This window comes from Enterobacter soli ATCC BAA-2102 (assembly GCF_001654845.1).
In the GTDB taxonomy this organism is placed as follows: Bacteria; Pseudomonadota; Gammaproteobacteria; order Enterobacterales; family Enterobacteriaceae; genus Enterobacter; species Enterobacter soli.
The window spans coordinates 100,281-114,245 of record NZ_LXES01000049.1; the positions used below are offsets into that span (position 1 = coordinate 100,281).

A 13,965-nucleotide genomic window follows, 5' to 3' on the forward strand; every position below is an offset into this window, starting at 1 on the left:
TGGGGTAAATAAGTGAACAGGTAGCCGTTACTCTTTAATCAACATTGCCAGATATTGACCATATGACGTCTTCTTGAGTTTTTCCGCCTGAACAGCGATGTCATCCACCGTCAGCCATTTTTTGCGAAACGCAATTTCTTCAAGACAAGCCACCTTCATTCCCTGGCGCTTTTCAATGGTGTGAATATATTGAGACGCTTCGATAAGGCTATCGTGATTCCCGGTGTCAAGCCACGCGAATCCGCGCCCAAGAAGCCTCACTTCCAGCTCTCCGCGATCGAGGTACATCTGATTCAGGGTCGTGATTTCCAGCTCACCTCTGGCAGAAGGTTTCACCTCTTTCGCCATATCTAGCACGTTATTATCATAGAAATAGAGACCAGTCACCGCCCAGTTCGATTTTGGCTTCAGCGGTTTTTCTTCAATGGAGATGGCTTTGTAATGCTCATCAAACTCCACCACGCCAAAACGTTCAGGATCCTGGACCTGATACCCAAATACCGTGGCGCCTTTAGTTTTGCTGGCCGCATCTTCCAGCTTCTTACTGAAGCCGTGGCCAAAGAAGATATTGTCGCCTAGCACCAGGGCGCAGGTGTCGTTACCGACAAACTTATCACCGATGATAAACGCCTGAGCAAGGCCGTCTGGGGAGGGTTGCACTGCATAGGTGAAATTCACGCCAAACTGGGAGCCGTCTTTCATCAAACGCTGAAAAGCGGGCATATCTTCTGGCGTGGTGATGATTAAAATATCGCGGATCCCGGCCAGCATCAGGACTGACACGGGATAGAAAATCATCGGTTTGTCGTAAATCGGGAGTAACTGTTTCGACACACCTTGTGTAATTGGATACAGACGGGTCCCTGACCCACCCGCTAATACAATTCCTTTCATCGCGCTATACCTCGATTATTTGCTCAGACCAAGACGCTCGCCAGCATAGGAGCCATCGAGCACCCGCTGCCACCATCCTTCGTGGGTGAGATACCAGTTGATCGTTTTCTCTATGCCACTTTCGAACGTTTCCAGCGGCACCCATCCGAGTTCGCGTTTAATTTTGCTGGCATCGATGGCGTAGCGGAGATCATGTCCAGGACGATCGGCCACAAAGGTAATCAGCTCTGCGAAACTAAGAACATTCGCGGGCTTTTTATCAATAATTTTATCGAGAATGGCGCAAATGGTTTTTACCACTTCGATGTTTTTGCGCTCGTTGTGACCACCAATACAGTATGTCTCCCCCTCTTTGCCTTCCGTTGCGACTTTGTATAGTGCGCGGGCATGATCCTCGACATATAACCAGTCACGGACCTGTTCGCCATTGCCATACACCGGCAGAGGTTTACCCGCCAGCGCATTGAGGATGATCAGAGGGATCAGTTTTTCAGGGAAATGATACGGGCCATAATTATTGGAACAGTTGGTGATCACCACCGGCAAACCATAGGTACGGTTCCATGCGCGCACTAAATGGTCGCTGCCTGCTTTTGATGCGGAATACGGGCTGCTCGGCGCATAAGCCGTTTGCTCAGTAAACAGGCCTTCAGCATCATGCAGATCGCCAAATACTTCATCAGTTGAAATATGGTGGAAACGGAAAGTGTCTTTCTGTTTACCGTCCAGTGATGCGTAATGGTTACGCGCCGCTTCAAGCAGCGTAAAAGTGCCAATCACGTTGGTCTGGATAAAAGCTGCCGGACCATCAATAGAGCGATCGACATGACTTTCTGCGGCCAGATGCATGACGATATCAGGCAGGAACTCGCTGAAAAGTGTGCCAATACCTTTAGCATCGGTGATGTCCGTACGCGAAAATGAATAACGAGGATTATTTTCTACGGATGCCAGGGACTCAAGGTTGCCAGCGTAGGTTAAGCAATCTACAACGCAAACCGTATCCTGAGTATTGTTAATAATATGACGAACAACGGCAGACCCAATAAACCCTGCGCCACCGGTTACGAGTATTTTCATATTTCATTCACTTTCAGTCATTTAACCAAAGGAGACATCGACGCAAAAGCAAGCAACCAGAGGTTACTCGCCCAGCCCTCAGAGTCTCTCTTCAAAAGGTACCTTGTAAGTGGCCGATACAAACACCGCCATTTTCAACGGCTATATTGCGTTGAAAATTAATAAGCCCCTTTTCTGAACAGAACCACGTTTACGGTTTTGAATAAGATGACGATATCATTCCACAATGACCAGTTTTTCACGTACCAGGAGTCGAAGTACACGCGGGTGGTGTAATCAACATCGTTACGCCCACTGACCTGCCATAGCCCGGTCATTCCCGGCTTCACCATCAGGTAGTAGTCAACATCATCAGCATAGCGTTCCAGCTCTTCATGAATAACCGGACGCGGGCCAACCAGGCTCATCTCGCCTTTGAGCACGTTAAATAGCTGCGGTAATTCGTCGAGGCTTGTTTTACGAATAAAGCGGCCGATAGACGTAATGCGTGGGTCATCCTTAAGTTTGAAATCTTTTTCCCACTCGGCCCTGGCTTCAGCATCGTTTTCAAGCAGCTTCTCGAGGATCTCTTTAGAGTTGATATCCATTGAGCGGAATTTGTAGCAATCGAATTTCTCACCACGACGGCCAATCCTGGTATGGGCGTAGATTGCCGGGCCACCATCACGAGAAACTTTGTACCAGAGGTAGACAAACAGTGGCGATGAAACAAGAAGAATACCTAACGTACAGACGATATCGAAGGTTCGTTTGATAAAACGCGAGGTCGCTTTAGAGAGGTTATTATGAACCTGCAACAGTAATACTTCATGGCTAAAGATGAAGGACATACTGGTACCGTAAAGCGGGAATCCACGCAGCGAAGGAATGATAATAACGTTACGGCATTTATGTTTGGCTAAGAAGCGTAACCAGTTTTCAAATTTATCCTTTTCATCAAAATCGCAAGCGACGACGAACTGGGTCGAAAAAGCATTGTACTGGGTGAGAAGAGTGGCTTCATCTTTAATGACTGGGCACTCTTCCATCATATCTGCCGTTGCATCAAAATCGCAAAACGCATCGATTTTGAAGCCAGAGACTTCATGACTTTGCAAGGCATAATAAGCTTCCCGGGCATTACGACCTGCACCTAAAATCACGGTACGTTTTTTCCAGTAGCCCAGTTTATCCAACAAAACTTTGGTGATTTCCCGTGATACCGGCACCATAATGATGGCATAGATCCAGCAATAGGCCCAGATATAGCGTGAGAAGTGCCACTTGGAGAACGCAACCAACGCCAGGTCAAATACTGAAAAAATGACAATAGTACGCAGTGTTTCTTTCAGCTCAGACCAGAAAGGTTTTTTCTGCGCATAATGACGCAGACGAACACCAAACCAAAAGACACATAACGCAGTCAGGATCAGATGCGACAGCAGTCGGACATCAATCTGACGAATTGGCATAAAAGTATTTAAATCGCCAATAAAAAACATGATAGTTAAAAAAGACAGGCCTAACGAAATATTAAGCCAGAAAAAATCGGACGCAATTAATGCGGCCCGACATATAAACTCTCTCTTTTGATCTTTAAATACGCTACTTTTCATTATTCATTCCCTGGCATAAATCATCTGATTTATGCCCGTGGTCATTATTTCTCGGGGTGAGTATAGCCGTTCTGCACTCTGGCAGCCTGAGTGTTAATCAATGACTCAGAGTATTGAGCCCAGGCATTATCAACATAGCTGCTAATCTCATCACGGAAACGTTGCTCAGAGAAGCTCAACGCATGTTCGCGGCAATCTTCCGGCTTAATTTCACTCGCGTATTTCTCAAAAGTATTCACAGCGTCGCAAATGGACTCCGCCGTTTGTTCGAAGAAGAACAGACCCGTTGGTTTTTCGCTACCCAGTGGCTTAACGGTTTCAAGGCATCCGCCTTTGCCATAGGTGATAACCGGGGTACCGCTAGCCTGCGCCTCTACAGGAGAGATACCAAAGTCCTCTTCAGCAGCGAAGACATAGGCTTTCGCACGCTTCATGTAGTCCACAAGCGCCGCATCGTCCTGATAACCCAGTAAGGTGATGTTGCTGGTCGCCAGTTGTTTAATCTTGTCCATTTCTGAACCATCGCCGATAACGATGAGTTTTTTATCCGGCATTTTCGCAAACGCACTGACGATAAGATCGACACGCTTATAAGGAACCATACGACATGCGGCCAGATAAAAGTCTTCTTTGCTGTCGCTGAACTCAAACTTATCCGTATTCACTGGCGGATAAATGACGTCTGCTTGTCTGCCATAAACTTTATTGATACGACGGGCAATAAACTGCGAGTTACCGATGAAATGGTTGACACCTGCCGCTGTACGGTAGTCCCAGATACGGATTTTGTGCAGCAGATACTTGGCAAGCCAACCCTTAAGGCCTTTGTTTAAGCCTGACTCACGCAGATACTGGTGCTGGAAATCCCACGCATAGCGTATTGGCGAGTGAACATAAGAAACATGGATCTGGTCCGGCCCCGTGATCACCCCTTTAGACACCGCATGACTACTTGAAATCACCACATCATAGGCGGACATATCAAGTTGTTCGATTGCCAGTGGCATCAATGGCAGGTAGGACTGGAATTTTTTAGCGGCAAAAGGTAAACGCTGGATGAAGGTCGTCGCGACTTTTTTATTATTCAGAAAATGTCTGTCTTTTGGTTTTAAAAAATCACATACGGCAAATACATCCGCTTCTGGATAGCAACGCAGAATTTGCTCAACTACTTTTTCAGAACCGGCATAGGAACTGAACCACTCATGAACGATTGCTACTTTCATTACGCTTCTCATCAATTAACTTAAACATTTTTTCAGTGCGGGACTGGTAGGTATACTGTTGGGCAAGTTCCTGGCATTTCTCAACAGAAATCCGGTTACCTGACGTAATATCTTCCAGTGCTGAAATAAAATCTGTTGGCGTGTGAGCAATACGAACATAGTCTTTAAAGTCACATAATGACGCTAAGTCCACGCTCACAACGGCCTTCCCCGCAGCCAGATATTCAAAGAACTTCATTGGGAACATCGAGGCGGTGTATTCATTCAAATTGTTCGGCAACAACGTTGCCGTGAACCCTTTCAGATACCCCGGTAACTGCTGGTACGATCTTGGGCCAATCAGATGAATATTCTTATGACGGGTTAACTGAGTCGCATCGGTATTCGGGTCACCCTCGCCGACATCGCCGATCATCACGATAGACCATTCCGGATGCGCCTTCGCTATCTCTTCCAGCAGCGAGAAATTAACCTTATAGCCACTGATTGCACCGATGAAACCAATTCTTGGCTCCGGGATCTGGCTCAGGTCTGCGGGTACAGGCAAAGTCTCGTCAAGCGCGGTAGAAAAGTGGTTATAGTCGGCCACATTCGAAAAGTAATAAACCTCATCGCTCCATTTCTGTCTTGATTTAAGCAGCGTCAGGGAAGTCACGAAGGTGATATCCGCGCGACGTACCAGCTCTTCTTCCGCATCCTGGAGGATGTCTACCGGCATTCCCGGCTGCGCTTTAATTTCATCCACGCAATGATAAACAACGTAACCAAAATCACTCGGCTCAAGAAAACGAGTGGTTAGTGGGTTGTAGGTCCAAAGTGTTTCATCTTTGAACTTCAATCGCCAGCACCAGAACTTGAGTGCACTGCTGAGAATCAGCTTGTTGAGCTTACGGACAAACGCATAGTTATTGAATGGGATCGATATTGGCGACCAGACCCAGATATTGTCACGCACCTGACGAGGGGCTTTAATCGCTTTTAATACGCGACGGAAGATACGCGAGAGATCTTTCTTGTTCACGCTTGGGCGGCGCAGCCCCAGAGATTCAATATACAGCACGCGATGCCCGCGGTTTGCCAGCTCTACGGCAACATGCTGTTTGTTTGTCCAGAAAGGGTTGTCCCAGTCTGCTGTCGATAAGACGACGATGTCGTTAATGTCTGTAGTATTTTTCATAAGATTAATATGTTATCTCAGTCCCTTTTTGATGAAAATCCCTTTAATACCCTCGCGGTACATGGGGAACAACATTGCCCATAACAGACTAAACATTACGAATAATGTGCCATTCACCAGCAATCTGACCATCACATTACCAGGTTCAGTAATGACGTTTCCTAAAGCCAGCATCAGTAAGGCGTATATCACTAACCCAGGGACAATCTTCAACGCCGCAGGGATGAGATCTTTTGCGATTTTAAGATACCATGCACTGCAAACGAACATGACCAGCCCATAAATAGAGTTACCGATCCCAAGACCGAATGCACCCCAAATCTTGTATGTGGCCAGGTTAACCAGTGCATTACTCAACAGCGCCACGATCATCACAATCAGGACCTGCTTATTATTGAGATGTGCGCTGAGCGCTTTAATGAAAATGTAACCGATAACCTGTGCCCACAGGCCGATACACATCCCCTGGATGATGTCCGTTGTTACTGTTACTGAGTGTTCATTGAACTGCCCACGCATAAAGAGCAGAACCACAATGTCCCTGGCATACACAAAGATGAAAAAGGACATATTCATCGAGAGCAGTGCCAGCCAGTTATAAATCGTGGTGACTTTTTCCCGGACAACTTCAGGAGATTGCGAAGACCAGACAGGCAAACCCGCAAAAGCAATAGGAACCGACAGGATGAAGGTGACGGTATCGGTAATAAAGCGGGCGTAATCCAGACCGGATACCACATCAATACTGAGCAAAGAAGCCAGCGCCCTTTCGAGCGTGATGTTTCCCTGAAGGATTAAGGGCAGCAGCAGTAATGGCCGTAATGTTATCCAGAAGCTATGCATCACCAGCTTAACTTCCGTCATTTCAAACCGTTCCGGCAGGTTAAGAATATTGCCTTTTTTGGCTCTGATCACCGCCCAGAAGCTAAAGACGATGTAACTGCCTGTAAAGCCCCACGCCAACAGCAAATAATTATTATAATAATAGGCAGCAACAACCCCTAACAGCATCCCCACGTTCTGAATGGAGGCACGCATGGACATGGGTTTATAGTCCCCATGCGCCATTGATATGTAGTTTATCAAGCCAGAACAGAGATAGAATGGGCAGCAAATCGCCATTATCTTGAACAGTTCATTGGTCATTTCACGGGCATTACCATTAATACCCGGCGCCATAACGCCGACCCAATAATCTGACAAGAAGAACAGAACAAAAAATAGCAGCAGCGAAATCACAGCAAAGAACATGAACATGCACAACTTGAACGTTGAAGCACGAAACTCGTTTTCTGTGAGATACTTTTTATATAACGGAATAAATGCTGAATTCAGGCTGTCGCTTGTCATGAAGTTGATGGGTACTAAGGTGCCGGTCTGGGCAATTCGGTAAGCCCCGTTGATATCACCTGTACCAAAAAATTTCGCCATCAAAACTTCTCGTATCAATCCGAGAACTTTTGAGAGCATGTTTCCGCCAAGCAACTGGCTAATGGCTTTTTTCATTTAGAGATTCTTTGAAATAATGAAATATATTCACCCACGGCGTAACTCAGTGTGTTTTTAACCGGAATATATGATTCTCTTTCCATGTTGCTAACCGATTCAATATAAGCAAGCACTTGTCCTGTAGGGATTTCATTTGGGTTGCATTTGAAAATCTTTTCACCTTCGCTAAATGTCAGGTGTTCGGAGATAATTAATGGCAATCCTGCACTCATCGCTTCAAGTACGTTTAAGGGTAATCCTTCCACTCTTTTCGTCAGGAACAAAAAGATATCGGCGCATTGCATAAGCGTCGCTAATTCGTTTCGTGTTTTCGCGCCCATGAACAGCACGTTCTGGCTCAATGCAAGCTCGTCAACCTTCTTCCGCAACTGCGGTTCATAGGATCCATTGCCGCAAATCAGCAGTTTTGCATCAGGCTTGATTTTTTTGACCTGAGCAAACAGCTCAATATTTTTATCTACCCCTTTTTGCTCATGCAACCGCGAAGCAGACATAAATACCAACGCATCAGGCGCGATGCCTAATTGCTCCCGCAAGGCAACTTTTTGCGATGTCTCATCGGAGAAAAGCTGTTCATCAATGCCATTCTCGATCTTCGCCACTTTGCTCTTGCCACAGATAAGACGAGTCGGGAAATTCGTTAAATCAGCCCGGACAGCTTCACCCACCGCCACAATCCAGTCGAAGTGGGAATAGTGCTTAGCATCTGAGTAAAAACCGAGTACGTTTTTTACACTGGACAAGACTTTTTTAATCTGCCGGGTTTTCAGTTTGGAAACGAATTCACCGACCGATGTCCCGTGGGCCTGCATGATGAATTTCGCTTCAGGGAACAGCTTTTTATGCTTTAGCGTACTAAATGCGCCAGCACTGATACTTATCACCGCGCAGACATTTTCTTTATGGCTCCAGCGCGCTGCTAATTTTTCTGTTTCAGACCACCATCCTTTCGAATACGCAGCCCTCGGAATATTTTTAATCTTAATAATTTCAGGAAGATGCTCTGAAGCAGGAACCTCTGCATCAAAATCTGTCGTCACAACCTTAACATCGAACCCTTTTACCTTTAACTGCACAGCAAGATCCCATGCCACCACTTCCATGCCACCAAGATGGTGGAATGGAAGGGAGCGAGCAAAAATAATAACTTCTTCAGCCATGAATCAGTTCCTGATAAATTTTTTCTAACTTTAAGGTTTGCGTCGATAAATTGAATTTTTCGCTGATAAAGTGGCGTGCATTCCTGCCCATTTCAGCGCGTTTTTGTTCGTCATTCAGCAGGAATGAAATTCTGTCCGCCAACTGCTTGTCATCACGCTCAGTGACCAAAAAGCCGGTGTGCTCATCGATGATGGCTTCCGGAATACCACCATGATGGGTACCAATCACAGGAACACCCGTTACTGCCGCTTCCAGCAGTACCATGCCCAGCCCTTCTGCATCCCCTGTTTTAGCTGTGATGCTGGGTAAAACCAGCATACTGGCTTTGCGCATCCATGCCATAACATCTGGGTGTGGCAACGCGCCGGTAAAGGTCACGTTCTGCTCCAGCCCTAATGATGCAACCTGCGCCTTCAGTCCTGCCATTAACGGCCCGTCACCGATGATGACCAGTTTCGCATCCGCGTACTGCGCTTTAACATGCTTAATGGCATTTATTAAAACGGCCGTCCCTTTTTTCTCAACCAGTCTCGCCACATGCAGAATAACGCCCTGATCGTCCTCTTTTTCACGAGGCTGGTATTTATCAACATCAATACCGATATAGTGCTGGACTAACTTATTTTCAGGGAAGCCATGACGCAGGGCTTGCTGAGCGATGAAATCAGAAACGCAGATGAACTTATCGCCCTGACTTTTCACTTTGTTCTGGTGAATGAGATAGTTAATCCATGCCGGTGAGCGCGATGCCAGCAGATCTTTGTTGCTGACGGTCACATCAAACCCGTGAAGGGTTGTCACCAGAGGGATATTTTTCTGTTGCGCCAGTTTTAACGCATAAAGCCCGTCTATCGCAAAGTGTGTATGAATGAGATCTAAAGATTGCTCTCTCAGGACAGCGTTATAAGGCCGTGCTGATGTGGTTATCGCATTCAGCATCTCAGCAATTTTACCTTGCAAATCGCCGTGTTCATTTAATACACAGGCGATCGCGCCTTCAGGTTTTTTACCAATGACACGCCTGCCGATATAACGCTTTTCGAAATGCTGAATAGCCTCAGCCTGCTGCTGGATAAAAACCTCTGAACCTTTAAATAGCTGATTCCTGAAAATACCGACAGTTTTCATTCTTATCCCTTATTTTTTCGAGTTATCGGTACGTTCCCTGCCATACATAACCCCAGCATGACTGCCAATACCACCATCTGATGCTGTTCACCGATCAGGCCGAAGTTTTCACCGAAACCGTGCGCAAACTGCCAGGAGAGCACCATTAATAACGAGAAGCCGAGATTCCGCTGTTCTGTGTTAACATTTTTGATTGCTCGCAGTGCAATGCCAATGCTGCTCAGAATGAAGCCTAACCCCATGATCGACGCAATCACCCCGGACTTCGACCAAAGATAGATCAAGGTGTTATGCGGAGGGAGGAAATAGTCACTGTGTTTACTGTAATCCACTTCCCATCCGCCAAAGCCCTGCCCCATCAGCGGGTTGTTTAAAAATGCATTGAACGCATAGTTCCAGATTTGATAGCGCGTTTCAGCGGTGTCAGTTGACTCCTGTAAAAAGCCACTCTGCCCAACAACGCTGAAAATAACGCTAATAGCGATTAAAATGATGGCAAAAGAGGCTCCAACCGAGCCAACAACGACCTTTGTCGAACGTTGTAATTTCAGGTAGAAAATGAAGGCAGGGATCAACACGGCAAAGAGCACGCCCGCTTTTGACCCTGTAAAGAAGACCGTCACCCACAACAGAATCGCCATAAGCAGCGTTATTTTGGACTTTAACGCTTTATAAATACCCCATGCCATAAAGGATGAAATACCCGCATAACATGCCGCAGCGTTGGCATTCACAAACAGTACACCGCCCGCTTTTACCGGATCGTAGAAGTTATTCCTGACCCCATCAAGTAACCCCTGAAGGGTATTCATTCCCATGGTAAATTTACTTACCGGAGAAAGAACTATCGCCAGCTCCAGCGACTCATTCAACCTGAAGATGATGACGGTAATTGCCTGTAAGCAAATAAAAAATATCATCACATTGATGGTTTTATAGAGCGCTATCCGGTCTCTTAATGCCAGTACATAGATGGCATTGGAAATCACGATAAACTCAGTTAGATAAGCAATATCGCGAATGCCCATTGATTTTTCAACTGACCACGCAAGGCTCAAGGTACTGATACAAATCAGCCCCAGAAGTGCGATGTTCGTTGGTTTGGCTAAGAACCGGTTTGCATTAATAATAAACTCGGGCAAGAGCAGTGCAGGGATCAAAAAAGCAAGCGGGACATCGGCCCCACCCAGTTGCACCAGATATAGCTGCGGAACGCTACACACCAGTACCAGCAACAGCCTGATGTGTAAGGGAAGCGCGAGGAAAACAAAAAAGACAATTAAACCTAACGCTGCTAATAACACTTCTATCATTACTATTTTCCCACGCGATTAAGCAATCTAATAATTAGCTATTTATCAGCCCTAACAGCTCATCTCGTTTTGTTTCCATCAAATCCCAGTCTGCATCCGTTTCGACATTAAGGCGCAGCAGCGGTTCTGTGTTAGATGTACGAATGTTGAAACGCCAGTTGGGGAACGACATGCTCAGACCATCCGTATAATCAATATCAATGGCCTGTGATGAATAACGAGCCTCAATATCTGCGATTAGCGCCGCGGCATTAGCCACTTTACGGTTGATTTCACCCGAAACAGGGAATCGGGCAATACGAGATTTCACCAGCGAGCCCAGTGAGGAACCAGAAGTTAAAACAAGCTCAGCAACCAGAAGCCACGGGATCATTCCACTGTCGCAGTAGGCAAACTCCCGGAAATAATGGTGAGCACTCATTTCACCACCGTAAACCGCGTTCTCTGAACGCATACGCTCTTTGATGAATGCATGGCCGGTTTTAGACATCACTGGGATACCGCCCGCCGTATCAACAATATCAACGGTGTTCCATGTCAGTCGCGGGTCGTGGATAATTTTCGCGCCAGGTTCCTTATTCAGGAACGCTTCCGCCAAAAGCCCGACAATATAGTAACCCTCGATGAAGTTTGCTTTTTCATCGAAGAGGAAACAGCGGTCAAAATCACCATCAAACGCGATACCCATATCCGCCTGAGTGGCTAAAACAGCATTTGCCGTATCCTGGCGTGCTTCAGGTAACAGAGGGTTAGGAATGCCGTGCGGGAACGTACCATCCGGGTCGTTATGAACTTTATGAAATTCAACCGGCAAACCTGCCGTTTTGAAGCGTCGTTCAATTTCGTCAATGACGTGTCCCGCTGCACCATTACCGGAGTTAATGACCAGCGTCATTGGCTTGATACGGAAATTATCGAGATTTACATAGCCCAGAAGGTGATCAACATACTCATTCAGAATAGTGACTTTCCTGTAGCTCCCTTTGCTTTCATGGGGGGTAAAGTCGTTGGCTTCCGCCAGGCGTTGAATGTCTTTTAAACCGGTATCACCGCTGATTGGACGGGCACCGCTGCGAACCAGCTTCATCCCGTTATAGTTGATTGGGTTGTGGCTGGCGGTCACTTCAATGCCACCATCGACGTTCAGATGGAAGGTGGCGAAATAAATCTCTTCTGTTCCGGAAAGCCCGATATCAAGCACATCGCAACCGCCATCCATCAGCCCTTCTGCCAGCGCCATCTTTAATGACTCACTGGTCAGACGTACATCACCACCCACGACAACCTGCTTTGGTCCCAGACACTGTGCATAAGCGCGGCCAATACGCCAGGCGATATCTTCATTAAGTTCTTCACCTAATTTCCCACGGATATCATAGGCTTTAAAACAGGTTAACTTGTTATTATTTTTATCGTCCATTACGAAATCCTTAGTACGTCATCTTCGCCCAAATAACTACCAAACTGAATTTCCAGAATCTCCAGATTTATTTTTCCAGGATTCGACAGCTTATGTTTTTTCCCAACTGGAATGGTCGTTGACTCATTTTCAGTGAGATAAATTTCATTACCTTCAACGCCAATCAATGCCGTCCCGGTCAGGACCACCCAATGCTCAATACGATGATGATGCAGCTGAAGAGAGAGTTCGCCGCCAGGAATAATGGTCACGCGATTCACTTTATATCGCGCATCACGCACCAGGGTTTCGACATGGCCCCATGGCATATAGCGCGTGGTATGTTCACGGCATTCGCTTCGCGCATTTGCTTTAAGGTGTTCAACGACAACTTTGACGTCCTGGACATTATCTTTATGGGATACCAGAAGCGCGTCTTTGGTATTCACGATAATCAGGTCATCGACCCCTAACGCCGCGGTCAATTTACCTTCGCTGCGAATATAGCAATCACGCGTTTTATGGGTAAAGACATCGCCAATCAGCGCGTTACCCTGCGCATCGTGGGCAGAGGTTTCCCACAGTGCGGACCACGACCCCACGTCATTCCAGCCAGCATCCATTGCCGTCACGATGCCCAGCTCAGTATGTTCCATCACAGCGTAATCGATTGAATCTGAAGGGCAGCAGTTGAAAATCTCTTTATCGAGTTTAATAAAGTCGAGATCGTTGACAGGCTGCTGCATGGCATTTTTACATGCATCAAGGATTGACGGGCAAAACTTCGCCACTTCGTTCAGATAAGCAGAGGCGCGGAACATGAACATGCCGCTGTTCCACAGGTACTCTTTGCTTTCGAGGTAAGAAACTGCGGTTGCCTGGTCGGGTTTTTCAACAAATCGCTTAATTTTCCAGGCCGTTGAACTTCCTGCGTGCTGCACTTCGCCGCGCTGAATATAGCCATAGCCCGTTTCAGGCTGGGTGGGCACGATACCAAACGTAACCAGTTTTCCGTCTTCGGCGAAAGGAATTGCGTCGGTAATAACCGAATGGAATGCTGTGTTATCAGCGATGAGGTGGTCGGCTGCCAGTATTAACATCACAGGGTCCTCCCCTGTTTCCAGCGCATGTAAGGCAGCCAGAGTGATAGCCGGAGCGGTATTACGACCAACAGGTTCAAGGATGATGTTGCCGGCCAGTTTGCGCATTTGCCTTAACTGTTCCGCCACCAGAAAACGATGATCTTCGTTACAGATGACAATCGGATCTGCCACGTCCAGCCCATTCAGACGCGAGATCGTGTTTTGCAGCATTGATCCCCCCTGATGGAATGAAAGGAATTGCTTGGGCTGCAACTCTCGAGACATCGGCCAAAGTCGACTCCCTGTTCCTCCTGCGATCACCACTGGAAGTAACATCCTGCTTCTCCTGCTTTGCTCAATACGGGTTTGTGTGTAAAAAAGGCACGCTACCGCCCCTGGCT

Annotated in this window: 11 protein-coding genes; all 11 read right to left on the reverse strand. The window is 46.8% G+C overall.

Annotated elements, in window-relative coordinates; all coding sequences use genetic code 11:
• Positions 1-27 precede the first annotated feature (27 nt).
• Entirely contained in the window at positions 28-894 is an 867-nt protein-coding gene (gene rfbA / locus M987_RS20155; protein WP_014070912.1) for a glucose-1-phosphate thymidylyltransferase RfbA, read from the reverse strand.
• Positions 895-909: 15 nt separating this feature from the next.
• On the reverse strand, positions 910-1,974 hold the full coding sequence (gene rfbB, locus M987_RS20160; RefSeq protein WP_014070913.1) for a dTDP-glucose 4,6-dehydratase: 1,065 nt from the start codon (positions 1,972-1,974) through the stop codon (positions 910-912).
• Positions 1,975-2,132: 158 nt separating this feature from the next.
• On the reverse strand, positions 2,133-3,569 hold the full coding sequence (wbaP, locus tag M987_RS20165; protein WP_014070914.1) for an undecaprenyl-phosphate galactose phosphotransferase WbaP: 1,437 nt from the start codon (positions 3,567-3,569) through the stop codon (positions 2,133-2,135).
• 44 nt (positions 3,570-3,613) lie between these two features.
• The gene (locus tag M987_RS20170) at positions 3,614-4,795 is read right to left on the reverse strand and encodes a glycosyltransferase family 4 protein (protein WP_014070915.1); all 1,182 of its coding nucleotides are present in this window, start codon (positions 4,793-4,795) and stop codon (positions 3,614-3,616) included.
• Positions 4,773-5,972, reverse strand: a complete 1,200-nt coding sequence (locus M987_RS20175) for a glycosyltransferase (RefSeq protein ID WP_014070916.1) — start codon at positions 5,970-5,972, stop codon at positions 4,773-4,775. The genes M987_RS20170 and M987_RS20175 overlap by 23 nt, the downstream gene beginning before the upstream one ends.
• 12 nt (positions 5,973-5,984) lie before the next feature.
• A complete protein-coding gene (locus M987_RS20180) occupies positions 5,985-7,478 on the reverse strand; it encodes a lipid II flippase MurJ (protein WP_014070917.1) in 1,494 nt (497 codons plus the stop codon).
• Positions 7,475-8,641 (reverse strand): glycosyltransferase family 4 protein, encoded by a 1,167-nt coding sequence (locus M987_RS20185; RefSeq protein ID WP_014070918.1) that lies wholly within the window; start codon positions 8,639-8,641, stop codon positions 7,475-7,477. Before M987_RS20185 ends, M987_RS20180 begins: the two co-directional genes overlap by 4 nt.
• On the reverse strand, positions 8,634-9,770 hold the full coding sequence (locus M987_RS20190) for a glycosyltransferase (protein WP_014070919.1): 1,137 nt from the start codon (positions 9,768-9,770) through the stop codon (positions 8,634-8,636). Before M987_RS20190 ends, M987_RS20185 begins: the two co-directional genes overlap by 8 nt.
• Positions 9,771-9,772: 2 nt before the next feature.
• Entirely contained in the window at positions 9,773-11,083 is a 1,311-nt protein-coding gene (locus M987_RS20195; protein ID WP_014070920.1) for an O-antigen ligase family protein, read from the reverse strand.
• Between the two features lie 34 nt (positions 11,084-11,117).
• A complete protein-coding gene (cpsG, locus tag M987_RS20200) occupies positions 11,118-12,503 on the reverse strand; it encodes a phosphomannomutase CpsG (RefSeq protein ID WP_014070921.1) in 1,386 nt (461 codons plus the stop codon).
• A complete protein-coding gene (locus M987_RS20205) occupies positions 12,503-13,900 on the reverse strand; it encodes a mannose-1-phosphate guanylyltransferase/mannose-6-phosphate isomerase (RefSeq protein WP_014070922.1) in 1,398 nt (465 codons plus the stop codon). Before M987_RS20205 ends, cpsG begins: the two co-directional genes overlap by 1 nt.
• Between the last annotated feature and the right edge of the window lie 65 nt (positions 13,901-13,965).

Excerpts from the sequence above, each read along its gene's own strand:
- M987_RS20195 (WP_014070920.1), bottom strand. The coding sequence starts at position 11,083 with ATGATAGAAGTGTTATTAGCAGCGTTAGGTTTAATTGTCTTTTTTGTT.
- M987_RS20175 (WP_014070916.1), bottom strand. The coding sequence starts at position 5,972 with ATGAAAAATACTACAGACATTAACGACATCGTCGTCTTATCGACAGCA.
- M987_RS20185 (WP_014070918.1), bottom strand. The coding sequence starts at position 8,641 with ATGGCTGAAGAAGTTATTATTTTTGCTCGCTCCCTTCCATTCCACCAT.
- wbaP (WP_014070914.1), bottom strand. The coding sequence starts at position 3,569 with ATGAAAAGTAGCGTATTTAAAGATCAAAAGAGAGAGTTTATATGTCGG.
- M987_RS20180 (WP_014070917.1), bottom strand. The coding sequence starts at position 7,478 with ATGAAAAAAGCCATTAGCCAGTTGCTTGGCGGAAACATGCTCTCAAAA.
- rfbB (WP_014070913.1), bottom strand. The coding sequence starts at position 1,974 with ATGAAAATACTCGTAACCGGTGGCGCAGGGTTTATTGGGTCTGCCGTT.
- M987_RS20205 (WP_014070922.1), bottom strand. The coding sequence starts at position 13,900 with ATGTTACTTCCAGTGGTGATCGCAGGAGGAACAGGGAGTCGACTTTGG.
- M987_RS20170 (WP_014070915.1), bottom strand. The coding sequence starts at position 4,795 with ATGAAAGTAGCAATCGTTCATGAGTGGTTCAGTTCCTATGCCGGTTCT.
- rfbA (WP_014070912.1), bottom strand. The coding sequence starts at position 894 with ATGAAAGGAATTGTATTAGCGGGTGGGTCAGGGACCCGTCTGTATCCA.
- M987_RS20190 (WP_014070919.1), bottom strand. The coding sequence starts at position 9,770 with ATGAAAACTGTCGGTATTTTCAGGAATCAGCTATTTAAAGGTTCAGAG.
- cpsG (WP_014070921.1), bottom strand. The coding sequence starts at position 12,503 with ATGGACGATAAAAATAATAACAAGTTAACCTGTTTTAAAGCCTATGAT.